Origin of the sequence: Tenacibaculum halocynthiae, from assembly GCF_964512825.1 — a bacterium.
GTDB classification, from domain to species: domain Bacteria; phylum Bacteroidota; class Bacteroidia; order Flavobacteriales; family Flavobacteriaceae; genus Polaribacter; species Polaribacter halocynthiae.
This window is the reverse complement of record NZ_CAZELG010000028.1, coordinates 187869-208298: the sequence shown is the minus strand read 5'-3', so window position 1 is coordinate 208298 and position 20430 is coordinate 187869. Positions and strand designations below refer to the sequence as shown.

12 protein-coding genes are annotated in these 20430 nt (G+C 28.6%); 4 read left to right on the top strand and 8 right to left on the bottom strand.

The window, feature by feature from the left end; all coding sequences use genetic code 11:
* Positions 1–16 precede the first annotated feature (16 nt).
* Positions 17–6928, bottom strand: coding sequence for a T9SS type A sorting domain-containing protein (locus tag ACKTTQ_RS10160; protein ID WP_408049123.1), 6912 nt, complete (start codon positions 6926–6928; stop codon positions 17–19).
* 368 nt (positions 6929–7296) lie between these two features.
* On the opposite strand from ACKTTQ_RS10160, the gene ACKTTQ_RS10155 reads away from it, so the two are divergent.
* Positions 7297–7452, top strand: a complete 156-nt coding sequence (locus tag ACKTTQ_RS10155) for a hypothetical protein (RefSeq protein WP_299134032.1) — start codon at positions 7297–7299, stop codon at positions 7450–7452.
* A gap of 49 nt (positions 7453–7501) precedes the next feature.
* On the opposite strand, the gene ACKTTQ_RS10150 is transcribed toward ACKTTQ_RS10155, so the two are convergent.
* Together ACKTTQ_RS10150 and ACKTTQ_RS10145 are read right to left on the bottom strand one after the other, a co-directional pair.
* Positions 7502–9151: a tetratricopeptide repeat protein gene (locus ACKTTQ_RS10150; RefSeq protein WP_408049122.1), complete on the bottom strand. Its 1650-nt coding sequence runs from the start codon at positions 9149–9151 to the stop codon at positions 7502–7504.
* A 54-nt stretch (positions 9152–9205) separates the two neighbouring features.
* Complete coding sequence (locus ACKTTQ_RS10145; RefSeq protein ID WP_408049121.1) at positions 9206–9631, bottom strand: cupin domain-containing protein; 426 nt, start codon at positions 9629–9631, stop codon at positions 9206–9208.
* 191 nt (positions 9632–9822) lie between these two features.
* Here ACKTTQ_RS10145 and ACKTTQ_RS10140 point away from each other — a divergent pair, with 191 nt between their 5' ends.
* Positions 9823–12480, top strand: a complete 2658-nt coding sequence (locus ACKTTQ_RS10140; RefSeq protein ID WP_408049120.1) for a T9SS type A sorting domain-containing protein — start codon at positions 9823–9825, stop codon at positions 12478–12480.
* Between the two features lie 48 nt (positions 12481–12528).
* Here ACKTTQ_RS10140 and ACKTTQ_RS10135 read toward each other — a convergent pair whose 3' ends face one another.
* Positions 12529–13206, bottom strand: a complete 678-nt coding sequence (locus ACKTTQ_RS10135; protein ID WP_093871243.1) for a TrmH family RNA methyltransferase — start codon at positions 13204–13206, stop codon at positions 12529–12531.
* A gap of 47 nt (positions 13207–13253) precedes the next feature.
* On the opposite strand from ACKTTQ_RS10135, the gene ACKTTQ_RS10130 reads away from it, so the two are divergent.
* Complete coding sequence (locus ACKTTQ_RS10130) at positions 13254–13934, top strand: SIR2 family NAD-dependent protein deacylase (RefSeq protein WP_408049119.1); 681 nt, start codon at positions 13254–13256, stop codon at positions 13932–13934.
* Positions 13935–13955: 21 nt separating this feature from the next.
* On the top strand, positions 13956–15707 hold the full coding sequence (locus ACKTTQ_RS10125; protein WP_408049118.1) for an amidohydrolase: 1752 nt from the start codon (positions 13956–13958) through the stop codon (positions 15705–15707).
* Between the two features lie 9 nt (positions 15708–15716).
* On the opposite strand, the gene ACKTTQ_RS10120 is transcribed toward ACKTTQ_RS10125, so the two are convergent.
* The 4 genes from ACKTTQ_RS10120 to ACKTTQ_RS10105 all read right to left on the bottom strand — a co-directional run bounded on the left by ACKTTQ_RS10120 (position 15717) and on the right by ACKTTQ_RS10105 (position 20265).
* On the bottom strand, positions 15717–16190 hold the full coding sequence (locus tag ACKTTQ_RS10120) for a DUF6495 family protein (protein ID WP_093871246.1): 474 nt from the start codon (positions 16188–16190) through the stop codon (positions 15717–15719).
* Between the two features lie 69 nt (positions 16191–16259).
* Positions 16260–17144: a hypothetical protein gene (locus ACKTTQ_RS10115; RefSeq protein WP_408049117.1), complete on the bottom strand. Its 885-nt coding sequence runs from the start codon at positions 17142–17144 to the stop codon at positions 16260–16262.
* Between the two features lie 73 nt (positions 17145–17217).
* A complete protein-coding gene (locus tag ACKTTQ_RS10110) occupies positions 17218–17889 on the bottom strand; it encodes a Crp/Fnr family transcriptional regulator (protein WP_113787311.1) in 672 nt (223 codons plus the stop codon).
* Between the two features lie 108 nt (positions 17890–17997).
* On the bottom strand, positions 17998–20265 hold the full coding sequence (locus ACKTTQ_RS10105; RefSeq protein WP_408049116.1) for an aconitate hydratase: 2268 nt from the start codon (positions 20263–20265) through the stop codon (positions 17998–18000).
* Between the last annotated feature and the right edge of the window lie 165 nt (positions 20266–20430).

Here is a 20430-nt window from a genome sequence, read left to right as displayed (position 1 = left end):
TACTAGAGAATTATAATTAATCTATTATTATTTTTTTAGTTGTAATTTTTGTTTCATCGACTATTTTAACAATATATACACCTTTAGATAAATTAGTTAAGTCTATTTCATTTTCGTCTAAACCTTTATATTCATCTTTTAAAACACCTACTCCTAACGCATTAAAAATAGTTATTGTAAATTGTTCTCCTTGAATGCCTTTAATTATTAATTTATTTGGAATTGTATAAACATATACATCATTTTTTTCTATTTCTGTTGTACTTAATAAAGCTTCTTTAGTATGAATAAAGAAACGTCCTACTCCATTTACATTTTCTTCAAATACAACTTTATACTTTGTTTGTGTATCTTCAATTTTTGTATATTTATTTAACTTTTTATCTTCTATATACACTTCTATTCCTTTAGGTAAATTATTATACTTTAAAGTAATACTTACCTCTTCATCTGCTTTCGATTTAATTCCTAAAGGAATTACCATATTTTCGTATCCTGAATTAGGTAATGATTGAATTGTAAAGTCATTTCCTTTTGACTCTTCCAATAAATGAGTAAATACATCAAAACTTGAACTTCCAAAATTACCAATATCATATCCTGGATCTAGTCCTTTTGTTGCTGTCTGATAATATTTAATGTGGGTATTAACAGTAATTCCTTTACTCTCTGCAAATATCTGAATACTTGGCACTGATGATTTACTTCTTGAAAATATATCAACATCAGTACCTTCATGTTGCCTTTGATTTTCTTTAAAGTTTATCGTGTTAATCCCATTTCCTGTTTTTACAAAAAAGCCTTGCCCTAATGTTAACGAAGTTGACGAACTAACCAATGACTTTGCAACATATTTATTCTGCGAATTATCCCATACATAAACTCCAATATTTTCTGGATGAAATTTGCTTATATTCTCTTGAATAAAGTTTTCATTTGAATTATTATTAATTGGTAAAAATGCTGTATAAGGGTTTCCTATGGCATTCCATTTATCTTCATTTACTGAAATTGAGACATCAGTGGTAGTCAATGTTCCAGTAAATTTGACACTTCCATTAGTAGCTCTTGAAACTATATACCCCTTCCCTTTTTCAAAAGTTAAAGTATTAGTTTGAATATCATCTGCTGTATAATAAGTCCATTTATTTCCATCAGTTTTAGTATCATCATAATAAGCTACTGCATATCTATTTGGAGTAACAGTTGTATTTACACGAATATCATTCTCAGAAGATTCTATAAAATCTTTAATACTTTGACCAGAAACTGGAGCAGTAATTATACTCCATTTATTAGCTAATAATCCACTTCTTTCATAAGTTACATTACCATTTGCTGTTCCTCTTACAATTAGAGTTCCACTTGTATTAGCTGAGGAACCAATACTAATCGTTCCTGTATTATTTAAATTACCATTTATAATGGTAATACCATTATTTTCTATAGTAAATGATGATAATTCTTGAATTTCTAAATCATTAATTTCTGCTGTAACTCCTGACTCAATAATTGGAGATGTTACCAATACTGGAATAATTACGTTTTGTGTTGTTAAAGCAACTGCGTTTAAAATCCAGTTTCCATTATCTGTCCAATCTGTACCATTAATTCCTGTCCAAATTGAATTATTACAATCTTCTGTAAAATTAGCTGTTACATCTTTCTCCCAAGTTGATAAATAAGATGCAGATGCATAATCAACTTCAATACACGTTAGATAATCATTAAACTTAGCATTAAAATTAGTAATTAAATTATTGTTCCCGTTTCTAACATCGAGTGATACTAACAATGTTTGTGTAAGAGAAAGCTCCTCTAATTCCGGACAATTGGTTACATCTAAAGTTGTATATTGGTTTTTACTAGCTCTAAGTATCTTAAGTTTTGGATTGTCTAAAATTAAGCTGTTAATTTTGTTAGATCTTAATTCAACTTCCTCTAAACTTGGAATAACTGATAAATCTATTTCTGTTAAGTCATTCTCAGCAACATCTAAGATTCTTAGATTTGAATTACTCGATAAATCTAACGTAGTTAAATCATTATATTCTAAGTTTAATATTTCTAAAGCAGCAAAAGCTTCAATGCCAGTTAAGTTAGTAATATCTAAACGATTTAAATCTAAGTTTATAACAGTTTTAATCTTCTCAGTATACACTGCATTATCATTAGTGATTCCGTTTCCTAAACTTGTAGCATCTCCTAGAGCAACTACATTTCCATCAGCATCATGAGTTTCTAAATAATTTTCGAAATTAGTATCAGCAATATATGTTACATCACAGTATAATGCGAAACTTGCTGTTGCATCTTTTACCCAAATATCAGGAAATAACTGAACTACTTTATCGGCTTTAATACATGTTAAACCAGAATTTCCTTGTCCATCAAACCAAGTGAAATTATCATTATTTCCGTTAGCTACGTTTAATGAAGTTAATTGATTATTAGCTATACGTAATTGTACAATACTTGGATACATTGAAATATCTAATTCTGTAAAATTATTATCATTAAGATTTAATATTCTCATTAATGGATTGTTAGAAATATCTATAGAATTAATACCAGTATCAGAAACACTAAGTGTATTTAAATTACTCAACATGGAAATTTCAACATTACCTAAGTTAAAATTTCCATCTAAATATATTTTTTCCAGAATTAAGTTATTATTTAAATCTAAGCTTGCTAGGTTATTGTTCGCTAATGTAACGTTGGTAAGCTTTGTGTTTTTACTTAAATCAATACTCGTTAAATTAGCATTATTACGACATCCTAAAAACCACATATTTTTAAAATCTTCAATACCTGTCATATCTTCTACTAATCCATTATGTAAATTAAACCCTTCAGAAATTTCAACTAAAGCTGTATATACATAATCGTCTATAACTCCATTTCCATAACCGTTATTTTCTAAGAACGTTTCAAATGCATCATCTGGAACATAAGTCATTCTACAATACTCAGCATAGTTTGTTGTGTTATCTTTAAACCAAGAAACTAATTCTGAAGCAGTTGAATCATCAACTTCAACACAAGTTAAGCTTGCGTTACCAGTAATATCAACACTCGCAATACTAGTATTATTTCCATTTCTTAAGTTTAATAGTGTTAATTGGTTATTAGAAGCATTGAACGAATCTAATCTTGTAAGGTTAGCTAAGTTTAACTCAGTAATCGCATTATTATGTACTTTTAAAGTAAACATGTTTGCGTTATTACTTAAGTCTAGTTCAGTTATTGCTGTATCATTACAAACCAAATTACTAATATTAGTATTGTTACTTAAATTAAGCTCAGAAACATTGGTGTTGTTAATTAGTAAGTTTAATAATGCTGGCTGATTTGAAACATCAATACTATTCAATGGATTATCGAATATTTCAACAGTTTCAATTAATGCATTGTTTTGAATGTTTATGGTTGATATAGAATTTCCAGAACAACTTAATGTAACCAATTTTAAGTTTTGACTGAGAGCAAGAGTTGAAATATTATTATTATTAATAAGTAAAGTTCTTATCTCTGTATTATTAGTAATATCTAGAGTTGAAATATTGTTATTATCTAAATCAACATACTCAACATTACTATTGGTTGAAATATCAATATTATTAATGTCATTATCGTTTATATCTAACTGCAATAGATTAGTTAATCCTGATACATTAATACTTGTTAATCCCATGTTTGCACAATACACTTGGGTTAAATTCACATTCGCCGTTAGGTCTAAATCTCCGTTTACAGAGTTTCCGTAAGCTCTAAATCGTTCCAATCCTTTGAATTCCTGTAAACCTGTAAAATCAGATATATTCTCATTATCGATAAATAGAATTTGTAAATTCTCAATCTTTTCTGTAGGAACATAATTATCTAATACTCCATTTCCTAAACTATTATCATTTCCTAAGGTAGTTCCTCCTGTATTTTCTTTATGAGTTTCTAGATAGTTTTCAAAATTAGCGTCAGGAATATATGTTAATCTACAATATTTTGAATAGTTTGCTGTCCCATCTTTTACCCAATTAGATTGTGATAAGTAATCTGCCGTTGGATCATCCACTTCAATACAGGTTAAATTCGGGCAACCATATACTCTAAATTCAGTAAAACTACTATTGTTCCCGTTTCTTACATTTACCCCTTCTAATTCATTAATATTTCTTGCATTAAATTTTACTAAATTCATATTCTTACTAATATCAATAGATGTAATATTGGTTTCATCTAGATTTAACTCCTTCAAATTAGTTAAATGACTTACATCATAAGAAATTAATGGGTTTCCTAATAAATTTAAGGTTTCGAGTAACGTATTATTTTGGGTATTTAATGAGGTAAATTGATTTAAAGAAGCTACAATTCTTGTTAAATTTACATTTTTGCTTAGATCAATATTGCTTAATGTTGTTTCGTGAATTTGTAAATCTTCTAACAACAGATTGTTACTTACATCTAATTTTGTTAAATTGTTAGAAGAAATCATAAACTCTTTCAATGAAGTATTTGTAGATAAATCAACACTAGTAAGACTATTTCTAGAGATATCCATTCTTTCTAAAGCGGTTAATCCTGTAATATCAATACTAGTTAACCCCATATCACTAGCATCAATTCTTTTTAGATTTGTGTTACTCGTAAAGTCTAAACTTGTATTTATTACATTACCAAAACACACTACAAACTCTAAAGAAGCAAAAGCCTCAATTCCTGTAAAATCAGTAATTCCTTGAAAATTTAAAAATAGGTTAATTACATTTTCAATATTAGTTGTTTTTACATAATCATCATTTGCAATTCCATTCCCCATACTAGTTGGATCTCCAACAGAAACAAAACCTCCGTTAGCATCATGTGTTTCTAAATACACTTCAAAGTTATCATCTGGAATATATGTCCAATTACAATCATCACTAAAACTTACTGTTGCATCTTTCTCCCACCTGGACAAGTAACTGTCTGTAGGATTGTCAACTTGAATACAAAATAAGTTTGGATTTCCAGTAGCATATAACTCAATACTACTACTATTGTTATCGTTTTTAATATTCAACGATGTTAACTGTGAATTTTTACATTCTACATATTCTAAATCTGGACTAGCACTAAAATCAAGTTCAGTAATAACAGTGTTATTCGCGTATACTTCAATTAACTTCGTAAGACTACTTAAATCTAAAGCTGATAAACCTGTACCATTAACTCCAATATCTTCAAGATTTATATTACTCGAAACATCTAAAGAAGTTAGTGATGGCATATCTTCAAGAAATAAATCAGTTAGGTTATTTAATCCGTTTACATTAATGGTTCCTAATTGATTTTTTCCTGCGCTTATAGTTTCTAATAAAGTATTATTTGAAACATCTAGAATTGATAAAGAGTTTCCTCCTACATATAATCTTTTTAGGTTACTATTATTAGAAATATCTATTGAGTTTAATACAGCATTATCTCTAATTCTTAAATCTGATAATAAAATATTGCCGCTTATATTAATAGTTGTAAAATTATTTCCATCGACATTAAAATAATTTAAGTTTGAGTTCAAACTTATATCGATATTAGATAAATTATTGTTTCTTAATTCTACTCTTTCCAAAACAGATAATCCAGAAATATCGATAGTATTTAATCCCATATCAGAACAAACAATCTCTATTAGGTTTGTATTTGTTGTTAAATCTAAATTTCCTGATGTAATTGTATTGTCGAATGCTCTTAACTCTTCTAAACTTGTAAAATCTTCCAAACCTGCTAAATCCGTAATTCCTTGGTTAGAAATATTTAAATACGTGATATTTTGAATTCTTTCTGTTGCTACTTTATTATCGTTTGCAATTCCGTTCCCCATACTTGTTGGATCACCAACTGAAACAACTCCACCTGTTGCGTTATGCGTTTCTAAATAGGCTTCAAAATTATTATCAGGTACATTTGTTTCTGTACAGAACAATTTATACTCTGTTTGATTATCTTTTCGAGTAAATTGGGTTTCAGCATAAGTTACATTATCAACAGTTACACAAGTTAAATCTGGGTTATTACGAATATCAAAATCTCGAGGATCTAAACTTGAGTTGTTTCCATTTTTAATGTTTAAATACGTTAATTGATTATAAGCAATTGATAAATCTACTAAGTTGATATTTCTTGACACATCTAAACTTGTAATGTTATTACTTTCTGCATATAATTCGACTAACTTTAGGTTATTACTAACATCTAAATTTGTTAAGTTGTTTTCATATACTTGTAATTCCATTAGTTCCAAGTTTTTACTAACATCTAAAACTGTAAGTTGTGTATCTACACAATCTAAATCTTCTAGTAATAGATTTTGTGTTACATCTAAACTACCTAAGGGATTAGTATAGCAATACAAGTTCTTTAATGCTACATTATTGCTAATATCAAGACTACTAAGTTGATTATTACTACAACCTAAGGTTTCTAAAAGTATATTTTGAGAAATATTTATACTTACTATTTGGTTTTGACTACAACTTAATGAAGTTAATAGAGGGTTGCCCGAAAGATTTAAACTTGTTAAATTATTCTTACCTATATTTATAGTATGCAAAGCTAAGTTTTGAGAAAAATCTATACTAGATAAAGAATTTTCAAAACAGTTAAAGTTTTGTAAAGCTGTAAAGTCTTCTAGTCCAGCTGCATTGGCTATAGTTAACCTAGAAATATCTAAAGATGTAACTGCCGAAATATTTGAAGTGTAAACTTTATTATCATTTGCAATTCCGTTACCCATGCTTGTTGCATCTCCAACTGAAACAACACCTCCATTTGCATTATGTGTTTCTAAATAGTTTTCAAAATTATCATCGGGAATATTTGTTTCTTGGGCGAAAAGTAAATTACTTAAAAGTAAAAATAAAATTACTAAGAATTTTAATTTCATAAACTTATAGGGTTATCTGTTTAATGAGCAAAAGTATTTTTAAACTTTCATTGCGAATAATTTTAGAAGTGGCAAAAAGTGGCAATCTATAAAAAGAACTAAATATCAACTATTTAAAAAAATATTAATCAGCTATATAGATTCAATGTCTATAATATTAATTTGATGAAACTGTTTTATTTTTTCACATTTAATACTTCAAACGTATCAGATTATGTTAAAAAAGAGAAAAATAAAAAATTTACACTCATACTTTTTTATATCATTTCATCTTTATTTATATTTTTTATTTCAGATAATTGTTTACATTTTAACCATTAGTTTAATTTAGCATTACTATTTTAGTAACTAAATAATAACTAATAATTATGAGAAAAAAAGAAAAACTTAAAGCTGTGAATTTTAATGTTTTTGAAATAAACAGATTGAAAAAAAATCAATTACATAATGTATATGGTGGTACTACTATTCAAGGAGCCCGTGGATCTAATAATAGGTTAGATGATGGAACTTTTCCTAATTAATTAGAATAAAAAATAAGAGGCTAAAATTTTAACCTCTTATTTTTTACTCTTAAATTGCTTGAATATAACTTTCTAACTCTTGTTTAGAAGCTAACTTCAATTTTTTTCTTATTCTGTATCTAGTTGACTTTACAGCATCTAAGGATGAATTTCTTACTACCATTATTTCTTTAATTGATAAATTCAATCTTAATAAAGTACATATCTCTCTTTCAGTTTTTGTTAAACTTGGATATAGCTCAATAAGTTTTGCTTCAAAACCTTTATTTACTTCAATGATTCTATTTTGTAAATCAGAAAGTTTACCTTCAGTTTTAATTTGCATTTGTATTTCAGAAGTTAATGTATTTACTTTTTGTTTTATTTCTTCTGGTACAACAGGTAATATTTCTTTTTTTAAACGATTTAACAGCTCTTGTTTAAACTCCATTCTCATGGTATTATCAGCTATTAACCGTTTTGTTTCATCTTCATTAACTTTAATTTTTTGATCTAACAGTTCTTTTTGTATTTGCTCTTTTTCTAATTTAATCTGTAACCTGCGTTCTTTTCCTTTATAATTTCTAAAAAGTAATATCCCTATTATAAGAGTACTCACTATTGTAAGTATGAATAAAATAAAATATAACCATTTTTTTGATGCTTCTTCTTTGGCTAATAATTCTACTTCTCTTTTTTCTTGATTAAAACGATAGCTTAATTCTAATTCTTGAACTTTTTTTATGTTTTCTATATTAAATATAGAATCAGAATGACGATTAAAAATTCTATATTGATTATATGCTTCCTTATAATTTTCCATTTTGGATTGTAAAAAACTTTTACGTAAGTAAGCCTTTGCTGTTAGTTCTCTAAATCTTTCTTTCAAAGCTATTTGTAAAGATGAATCAATATAAATTAAAGCTTTACTATATTCTTTAGTTTTTTTGTATGTATTAGAGGCGTTTCTATAAGCTATACATAATGAATATTTCTTTTTATATTTTTTTGCATACTTTATATTTTCTTTAACCAACAATAAGGCTTTTTCATACTTTTTTTGACGTAAGTTTACAGCAACCATGTTATTATTTACTCGTTGAATATCATCTAAACTATTAATAGATCTAAACATTTTTTTTGCCTTTTGATAACAAATTATAGCAGAATCAATACGTTTCGTTTGCCTGTATGATACTCCCATCATATTATATCCTGCAGCAATACCATGAATATCTTTTAAGGAACCTTTAATCTTAATTGATTGTTTGTAATGTTGAATTGCTTTTTTATGTTTTTTTTGATACCTATACACCATTCCCATATTATGCAAAACATCAGATATGTGCTCTAAATCATTAAATTTTTCATAAATACTTTTTGCTTTTAAATAGTACCCTATAGCTATAGGATATTCTGCTTTCCTTCTGTAAACAACACCTTTTACTATATAAGCTTTTGCTAATTGTTGTAAACTAACGCTATCAGCCTTATTTCCTATTAGCTTTAGTGCTTCTTCTATAATTTCGTTTGAAGCACTAAAATTTCTATCATATTGAAATTCTGCTAAATCAAGTAAAGTTTTTATTTTTTCTTCTTCAGACTTAGCCTCTGTTACTTCCTTAAGTAAATCTTCTAATGATATTGAACTATCTGCTTCTTGAGCAATAACACTAAAAAAATTTATTAAAAAAAGAAAAAAAATAAGATGTTTTATCATAAAACAAATGTAATTAGAAATTAGTCTTCCTATATTTTAATATCTCTTTAATATTTAATCCTCCTCCTTTATTATTGTGATTGGAGTTCCTTTTATTCCTGCATAAAAAACAATGATCTCAGCAGGTATATCAGCTTCATTCTTTCCATAATGCCATAAATTTACAAGTTCAACAATTGGATCACCTGCCTTAAGGTATAAAGTATCCTTAGTCTCGCTAATCACTGTTAATTCTCCTTTATGTAAAACTCCTGCATTAATTTCTGGATGCATATGTTTTTTTAATTCTGTTTTTGGTGGAATCGTAATTTTTAATATTGTTACTTTAGGTGTTCCGTCAGGGTATTTTGGTAAAGATGCCCCATTCCAACTTTTACTTGTTTCAATTAATTTTATAACTTTTATTTTTTTGTTCTCTTTTGATTTACAAGAAATAATAAAAGCCAAAAACATATAAAACGCAATACTATATTTTTTCATTTATTTAGATTCTTAATTAAAAATAATTCAAGCCGAATTTAGGCTTATATCCATCTAGAAAAAACATTTTTAGATGTTTTTTTATTATAAAAAAACATTAAAAACAACATAAACACCTAACTATTAAACCTATAAGTTGATTAATTACAAAAAAAATAGTATATTTAGATAAACCTTATAGTCCCCCCGACATGAATAAACTAATTATCTATGCATTAGCAGTGGTAATCCTACTCTCTTGCGAAAAAGAAAAAAAAAATTCAGTAAACATTCCTAAAAAGCATAAGAAGGAAAAGAAAGAGGAAAACCCAGACAAGTATGCTATTTGGACAGAAAAACAAGCTGCTAGACATCAAAAAATACTTCAAAAGTTGTCATCGAAAGCTAAAAAAACCAATTATAAAAAAGGCCGTTCCTATTCTTATGATGAAAGTCATTTAAGAGGTACTTGGAAAAACAGAGGTCCTAAAAACATGCCCGGAGCATTTAAATTTACTGAAATGCTTGATGATACAGATGTTATATATGGAGTAAGCCATAATCATTATGCTAGTGAATTTAATTCAAAGGCTTTGATTTTTAAAGGAACCGTTTACAACCCAAAAACGGGTAAAGGTGGAGATGACTTTAAAGTACTTACTGCAAATTGGCCAAACAGATATCAAAATTTATTTGCTTTTAAAATCGACTCAATCACAAGGTTAGTTGCCCATATTGAAAATGGTCCACTATATTACTCTGATGATGATGGAACTACATGGTCTCAATCAAATGGATTACCAGATGCTAATACTAGTTCTATTATAAATAGGCAAGATGATCATACTATATATGTAACTAATGGTCAATTGGTATTTTTTTCTACTGATAAAGGAGCTAACTTCTTTTTACTTAAAGAATTTAATACTAAAGAAAATAGTTTTTTATATACTCCCAGATACGATCTACAAGCAAATTCAGAAGCTATCTATTTAGCTCATGGAGGTACCTTTTATAAATTAAATGATAAAAAAACTGATTTTTCAAAATTAGGAACCTATACCACTAACCACGGAAGTAGGTTATTTAGTATTGGTGGAGATAGTAGAGTTCTTTATATTACGGAAGATAAAAACTATTGGGTGTCTAACGATGAAGGAAAAACCTGGGTTAACAAACACCCTAAAGGAAATTATTATGGTAATAGAACAGTAAAAATGTCACCTGGTAAATTCTTTGCAGCACATCCAGAAAATCCTAGCATTTCAATTGCTGGATACTCACAACCTATAATTTCTTTAGATAAATTAAACACAAACCATTCAACAACTACAGGTTGGGGTAGATATCAAAATGGTACGAGTTTAAATACTGAAGACTATTATAATAGAATTCGATTTAATTACCATCCAGATTTTCAATCTTCTCAATTTTTTTATAATAGTACAGGAGATTTATTTTCTGTAAGGTGCAGTGACGGCGGGATTTTTATATCCTACAAAGAATGGGAAGATTTCCCTAATGAAGGAACTGCATTTAACAATACTGGATATAAGGATGCTCATTATATTAACTTAAATGTTATCAATACCATAAACCCATTAATATATAGAAATAATTTATTTACTGGATATAGTAACCCTAATCATATTTATTACAGTACTCAAGATCAAGGAAGTGGAAGTATTATAAATGATGATAGTAAAAGAGAAGATAATAAAGAGGTATTAGATTTTTATCAAAGTATTGGTGGTGATGGACCTCCAATTAACAGTCATGATGGAAAATATGCTTGGAAATGGCAAAGACAAGGTACGAAAGTATATGCTCCTGTTAAAATATATAGTAACACTGGAGCTTTTCAATCAATAAGTAAAATAAATCGTCAGTTTAAAGATGAATACTCAGTTAGCTTTACAAAAAAAACTGCAATGGCCTACGTTCAAACATATATAGATCGTACAGATTCAGATAAAAATATGTGGGTATTATCAAAAGATTTAAATAGAGTAACATGGGATGGTACTTCAATTACCTCTCATACCGTTGATAAAGGTACTAATCATGTAGCAGCTTTAGCTCAGGCAACACTTAATCCAGATAAATTGTATATGCTTCAAGATGGTAAAGTATTTATTTCAGAAGATAGAGGAACTACTTTTGACACAGAAATAACTACACCTTTTTCTAAAACTAATGAAGTTATTGGAAGAGGTGATATAGGTAGCGGAGTTGTATTACCTAATGATGACAATTGGATTTTATTTTGTGGACCTAGTACAAATAATGTAGGCTCAATTTTATCAAAAGATGGAGGACAAACTTGGATTGACATTACAGGAGATTTCCCTAGTGGAATTGATGCACAAACTAGTGGAATGGTTGTTACTTCTGGTGGTGAATTTGTATTTGCAGGAACTGATATTGGTCCTTATGTTTTTGATGTAGCTAAAGAAAAATGGTACTCAATTGCAGAAGGAATTGGTTTTTTTAATGCAACAGATGTAGACTATATTCCGTCAATAAACACAGTTCGCTTTGCTTCTTGGGGTTCAGGGATATTAGATTTCAAAATAGATACTCGCTCGTTATCTATTGATGATAACGATGTTGCATTTAAAACTAATTTTAACGTATACCCTACTCCTGCAAATGAATTTATAACTTTACAATTAAAAAATTCTATAAGCTCAAAACTTAATATCGATTTTTATAACATTTTAGGTAAAAAAGTACTGACAAAAAATGATGTTACACTTATAAATAATGAAGTTACAATTAATACTTCACAACTTACTCCTGGTATATATATAGCTAATATTTTGGGAGATAAAAATCAAAAAATGAGTAAAAAGATAATAATTCAATAGTTATTATTTTTACTTATTAAAAACGTATTATACTATTCAACTTGAAAATTATAATACGTTTTTCTTTTCATAATAATGATCAATAATCTTATCTGGGTTTTTAATAGTATTTTTTATCCAATTAAAATATAAAACTTGCTTTTCATCATCATTTAATTGCCAATCAATAGTAGTTTTACGAATACGAGATGTTATATCTTGTAAAGTAATTGCAGCGGCTACCGATATATTTAAACTTTCAGTGAAACCAACCATAGGTATTTTTAAAAAACCATCCGCTTCTTCTTTTATATAATCTGATATACCATCTTTCTCAGCTCCAAATACAAAAGCAGATTTTTTGGTAACATCAAAATCAGACAACACACAGGAGTCTGTATGTGGAGTCGTTCCAATTATTTGATATCCTTTGGTACGTAATTCCTCTAAGCATACTTTTGTATTATCTCCATCTTCTTTAAAACGGTTAATATTTAACCACTTCTGACTACCTTTAGCTACATGCCTTGATACTTTATTGGTAAATTTATTTTCTATAGCATACACATCTTGAATACCAAAAATATCACAACTCCTTACTACTGCACTTGCATTATGTGGTTGAAAAATATCTTCTAAAACTACTGTAAAATGGCGAGTTCTATTACTTAATACTTTATGAAAAGTATTTTTACGTTTTTCTGTAATATATCCTTCTAAATAAGCTAATAATCCTTCATCAATCATGTAGCAAACATACTAAATTTTCATATTTTAGAGGTTTAATTTTTGATATGAAAAATTTAGTTATTTTATCTGGTGCTGGTATTAGTGCTGAGAGTGGTATTAATACCTTTAGAGATGCAAATGGTTTATGGGAAGGTCATGATATTTATGAAGTTGCTTCTCCTCAAGGTTTTGCTGCAAATCCTAAACTTGTTTTAAATTTTTATAATGAACGTAGGAAACAACTTAGTACTGTAGCTCCTAATAAAGCGCATTATAATTTAACTGAATTAGAAAAATATTTTAATGTCAATATTATTACTCAAAATGTAGATGATTTACATGAAAGATCTGGTAGTTCTAATATATTACATTTACATGGTGAATTGCTAAAAGCTAGAAGTACTAAAAATGAACATGCAATTTATAACTGGAGTGATGACATAAATTTAGGTGATTTGTGTGAATATAATTCTCAATTACGCCCACACATTGTATGGTTTGGTGAAGATGTTCCTATGCTTGAAAAGGCTATTGAAATTACTAAAAAAGCTGATATTTTAGTTATTATTGGTACTTCTATGCAAGTTTATCCTGCAGCTAGTTTGATTAGTTACATTTCAATAAACACTCCTATTTATTTTATTGATCCGAAACCAGCTGTTAGTAAGAATGATTTTAACAACTTAACTATTATTAATGAAGTAGCTAGTACTGGTACTGAAAAGTTATTACGCTTTTTACTATAATAAAATCTAACAATTCAAACAATGAAAAAGATAAAACTACTCATTTCATTTTTTTTGATATCAATTATTGTTTTTATATTTTCAAAAAATGACTTTAAAAAAGCCCCACCTACTCTATATTTTAATGCTAATATAATTACTATTAATAATGAACAACCAAATGCTAATGCTATGTTGGTTGAAGATGGAATTATAAAAGAAATTGGAGATCTTAAGTTATTTAAAAACTCAACTGTAAAAAAAATAAATCTCAAAGGAGCAACGGTTATGCCTGGTTTTATAGATGTTCATACACATTTTACTTTATCCATGTTTTTTGAAAAAATGTATGATTTATCAGGTTTTAAGCATGAGAGTAATTCTGATGTTTGGAGTTATTTTGAAAGCTGTGTAAAAAATGTTACTAAAAATGAATGGTTAGTTTTTAAAGGGTTAGATCCTGTTTTAGTTCCCGATTTAAAAACTCCTACTTTAAAATATTTAGATCAAATTGCACCTAATAATCCAGTAGTTATTTTTAGCCAAAGTTTACATAGTTATTGGGTTAATACAAAAGCTTTTGAAAGTGTTGGGATCAATAATACTGTTAAAAACCATTCGAAAAAAAGTTATTATGAAAAAGATTCTTTAGGTAATTTAACAGGTTTAATTATAGAACAAGAAGCTTTTAAACCGTTCATTGAGAAATTAAAAACTGAAGTGCTTACTCCTAAATTATTGAGTAATTCTTCTAAAAAAGTAATGAAAGAATATGCTAAAAATGGAAATACAACTATAGTTTCAACTGGATTAACAATTAATGATTCTAAACCATTAATTTTAATGAAACATCTATCTGATAAAAAACCTAGTTTGTTAGGTAATTTTCTAACCTTGATTAAACAACTTCCTGAAAGAATTCCAACTCCTCGACATTTTATATATGTACGCCATGATATGGCACATATTTTACCTAAAACAAAGGGAGAAATAAATGATTTTTATGATATCATTGGTATTAAACACTGGTATGATGGATCTCCATACACGGGTTCAATGTACATGAATGATCCTTATCTTATTTCAAACTTAACTACTAAAAAATTACATATCCCACCTAATACAAAGGGAAAAGCTCTTATAAATAAAGAAAAATTAAAACAGTTTATTAAAACATACCATAATAAAGGATGGCAAATAGCTATTCATACACAAGGTAATGCTGCCATTACTGAAACAGTTAATGCTTTTGAAGAACTGAAAAGTGAGCTAGATTATAGTAATTCTAGACATCGTTTAGAACACTGTTTAATGTTACCTAATTCAGAGATCTTAAGAATTAAAAATTTACAGTTACTCCCTAGCTTTCATATAAATCACTTATTGTATTATGGAGAAGCGTTGAATAATGATATTTTAGGAAAAAAACAAACAAGTAAAATATTAGCTATAAAATCTACACTTAATGAAAATATAAAAAGTACATTACATGCAGATCAACCAATGTTTGAAAGTAATCCTTTTAGATTGATCCAAACTGCAATTGAAAGAAAAACTAAAGAAGGTAATATAATTGGTATAAACGAGCGAATAAATTTATTAGAAGCAATTAAAACTTTAACTATAAATGCTGCTTTTCAAATACATAAAGAAGATAAAATTGGTTCTTTAGAAAAAGGAAAATACGCTGATTTTATTATTGTAAATAAAAACCCTTATACTTTAAAAACAAATGAAATTGGTGAAATTAAATGTATCAAAACTTTTATTAATGGTAATGAAGTTGTTTATTAATATTCTTTACTAACTCGTTATTAATTTATTAAAATACTCAAACAGCTCTCCTTTAGAAATAGAACTCCCTTTCTGTATTAAATCAAATAGTTCAGTATTTCTTTCTTCATTATAACCTTTGGTTCCTTCTAAAATTTCTACCTCTTTACTCTGTGTGTTTTTTAGTAACCATTCATACCCTTCTTGTTCTAATAAATTTATTTCTTTATTAGTTATTTGCACAACAATTCTATGAATATTTTCTTTTTCACATTTAAAAAGGTTTAAAACTCTTGGAGAAAAATGTTCTAAGTATTCAGTTTTACTAAGTACATCATCCCAAACAACATCACTAAAAACATTCATTTCATCTTCAGCAACTTTTGGTTTTTCCTTCTTAATTTGATTCCATTCGTTCACATCTATACTTTGCGTTGCTAAAAATCTAGCAAACTCATTATGCAAACTTTCAAACTGTTCTTTTGTTAATTGACTATACTTCATTCTAAAAAAAATAAGAGCAATCAAAGATACTTGATTACTCTTAAATTTTAAAGACTTATAAACAAAAAACTATCGTGTTACTGTACCAGTAATTGCAGATACTGGTCCATTACCCATTGCATAAGCTTTGTGATCTACTGCATCTGCAGGCACATCATGAGCTAACGGTTTTAAAACAAATGGTTTAGTACTATTATCAGGATCTGGTTCTACAGATATAACTATTTTTTTACCTCTTAAATCAGTTGGAAATGTTAATCCTGTTGGTGCATTTTGTATATAATCTTCACCTGGATATCCTGGACCATTCCCCATACCTCCTTTAAAAGTAGAAGTTGCTGCATTATCATCAGCTTTTGCAGGATCTGTAAAAGTACCTGTACTTACTGGAGTTCCATTCATTACTACCCATCCTTCGTACTTCCATCCTGCTGATAATGTTGGTAATATTAATCCTGTTGTAGCACTACCACTTGAATTATCTAAAAACCAAACACCACTACGCTCATTATTTGCCATCCCATCTGTTGGTGTTGCTAATATGTATTTTCCTGCTGATTTTGAAAAATCCCCTACTATACCTGATGAAGAAATACTTGCTGTATTACTAGTAAAATCTCCAGCTAAAATTTTAGTATCGGCTGGTTTAGGATCAGTATCATTTGCTGGTTCTATTGATAAAACAAATTTTGTAGCTACAGCAAGTTGTGCTGAACTAACCACAAATGATGTTTTTGATAATTTACCAGAATCATCAACTGTAAAAACTCCTGTTGTAACTGGTGCTCCATTTACAATAATCCAACCTTCATATTTAAAGTTGGCTCCCAAATTTTCTAAACCATTAATATTTACATTTAATACTGATGTACTTGGTGCAGTAGTATCATCATCACTACAAGAAGTAAAAGCTAAAGCAGTTACAGCTAAAACACCTAAAAATATTTTTCTCATTGTTTTTTGTTTTTAAGATTACTCCTACAAAGATATTTTAGATGATTATATTAAAATGTTAGCTAGCTAACACTTAAGCTACTTTTTTCAATAATCTTAACTCTTTTCCTTTAAAATCTATGATTTCTTCACTTTTTAACTCATTCATCAATGTATTTAATGTTGGTCTTGAAGTGCCAATTAAAGTTGCTATGTCTTTTTGAGTATAAGGGTGTTTTATTATATGGTCTCCCGTTTCATCACATTCATACCCATAATCGTCACATAATTCATTAAAAAACTCAATTAAACGTGTTCTGGTATCTTTATATAATAATAATTGTAACCTTCTTTCAAGTTTTTTCATTCGTAAGCCAATAAACTTGTAAATTTTAAAACTCACAGAAACATTATCTCTCATCAATTCATACATAGTATCTTTTGAAACTGGACAAATAGAAGTAGTATTATCAATAGATTGTGCAAATTCATTTCTCTTATCCTCCCCCAAAATTGCCTTCTCTCCAAAAATTTCACCTTTTGTAAGAATTGACTTTATAACTTCATCACCTTCTTCTGTATAGTACCCTATTTTAACTTTACCTTTATCAATAAGATAAATTTTATTGGCAGTATCTTCTTCAAAATAGATATAATCGCTTTTCTTATAAGAGTTTACCTTGTGATTTTCTTTATATGCAGGATATTTATGTGGGCATAATATCTTAAATAAGTTAATATCTTCAAAATACCAAATTGCACTCATAACATGTAGTTTTAAGGTTCTGATATTTTGTCTAAAAAAAAGTACATACATTACAAAAAAGCTCTGGTAAATACCAGAGCTCTTTTGTAATTATATAGAATATTAATGCTAAGCGTTTTGCTTTTTTATTAAGTTTAAAGCTGAACCTTCTTTAAACCACTCTATTTGACCTTCATTATATGTATGATTTGCCATAACAATATCTTTAGCCCCATCAGAATGAACCACTTCAATTGTTAGTGGTTTTCCTGGACTAAATTTATTTAAATCTAGAAAATTAAATGTGTCATCTTCTTGAATTAAATCGTAATCAGTTTCATTTGAAAACGTTAAACCTAACATTCCTTGTTTTTTTAAGTTTGTTTCATGAATACGAGCAAATGATTTTACCAATACTGCAGCCACCCCTAAATGACGAGGTTCCATAGCGGCATGCTCTCTAGACGATCCTTCTCCATAATTATGATCACCAACAACAATTGTTTTTACATTCGCCGCCTTATAAGCTCTTGCTGTTTTTGGTACAGCATCATAATCACCATTTAACTGATTTTTTACAAAATTAGTTTTCATATTATAAGCATTTACTGCTCCAATTAAACAATTATTAGATATATTATCTAAATGTCCACGATAACGTAACCATGGTCCAGCCATAGAAATATGATCTGTTGTACATTTTCCATGAGCTTTAATTAATAATTTAGCCCCGTTAATTTCAGTTCCTAATGGAATAAATGGTGTTAATAATTCTAATCGTTCAGAATCAGGATTAACTTTTATTTCTACACCACTTCCATCTTCTTCAGGAGCTAAATACCCATCATCTTTTACCTCAAAACCTTTAGGAGGCAGTTCCCATCCTGTTGGTTCATCTAACATTACCTCTTCTCCATTTTCATTAATTAACTTATCTGTCATTGGATTAAAGTCTAAACGTCCAGCAATAGTAATTGCTGCCACTAATTCAGGGGATGCCACAAAGGCATGTGTATTTGGATTTCCATCAGCCCGTTTTGCAAAATTTCTATTGAATGAATGGATTATAGAGTTTTTAGGTGCATTTTTAGGATCTTCATAACGTGCCCATTGACCAATACACGGTCCACATGCGTTGGTAAAAATCGTTGCATCTAAATTTTCAAAAACTTCTAAAATACCATCTCTATCAGCCGTATATCTTACTTTTTCTGAACCTGGATTAATACCAAATTCTGCTTTTGTTTTTAATCCTTTATCAATAGCTTGTTGAGCAATTGATGCTGCTCTAGACAAATCTTCATAAGACGAATTTGTACAAGAACCTATTAACCCCCATTCAACTTGTAATGGCCAATCATTATCATTAGCTTTAGTTGTCATTTCCTCACCAGCCTTGGTAGATAAATCTGGAGTAAATGGCCCGTTTAATAAAGGACTTAATTCTGATAAATTAATTTCAATAACCTGATCAAAATACTGTTCAGGGTTTTCATATACATCAGCATCACCAGTTAAATAATCTTTAACTTTATTAGCAGCATCTGCAACATCACTTCTATCAGTAGCACGTAAGTAACGTTCCATTGATTCATCATAGCCAAAAGTAGAAGTAGTTGCTCCTATTTCTGCACCCATATTACAAATTGTACCTTTCCCTGTACAAGACATTGCTTTAGCTCCTTCACCAAAATATTCTACAATAGCACCAGTTCCACCTTTAGCTGAAACAATACCAGCTACTTTTAAAATAACATCTTTTGGTGCAGTCCAACCAGATAATTTGCCTGTTAACTTAACTCCTATCAATTTAGGGAATTTTAGTTCCCAAGGCATTCCTGCCATCACATCTACTGCATCTGCTCCTCCAACTCCAATGGCTACCATACCTAACCCTCCTGCATTTACAGTATGAGAATCTGTACCAATCATCATTCCACCAGGGAATGCATAATTTTCAAGTACAACTTGATGTATAATACCTGCTCCAGGCTTCCAAAAACCAATTCCGTATTTGTTAGATACTGATTCTAAAAAATTAAATACTTCATTACTATTATTTAAAGCAGCTTGCAAATCTTTGTCTGCTCCTACTTTTGCTTGAATTAAATGATCACAATGAACAGTTGTTGGTACTGCTACATTTTTTTTCCCAGCTTGCATAAATTGCAATAATGCCATTTGAGCAGTAGCATCTTGACAAGCAATTCTATCTGGTGCAAAATCTACATAGTCTTTTCCTCTTCTAAATGCTGTATTTGGGGCTCCATCCCATAAGTGAGTATATAATATTTTCTCTGCTAGTGTTAAAGGTTTACCAGTAATTTTACGAGCAGCATCCACCCTTTCAACTACCTTTTGGTACACCTCTTTTATCATTTCAATATCGAAAGCCATATATTTTTGTTTAGTTTTTGTTTCAAGTCTCAATTTAACAAAAAATCATGTAAACTACTTGATTCCTTTATAATTAATACCAATACAAACATCTAATTAATTGATTAATATATGTCATAAAAAAAATCTGAGTTAAAAACTCAGATTTTTATATATTAAAAAAAC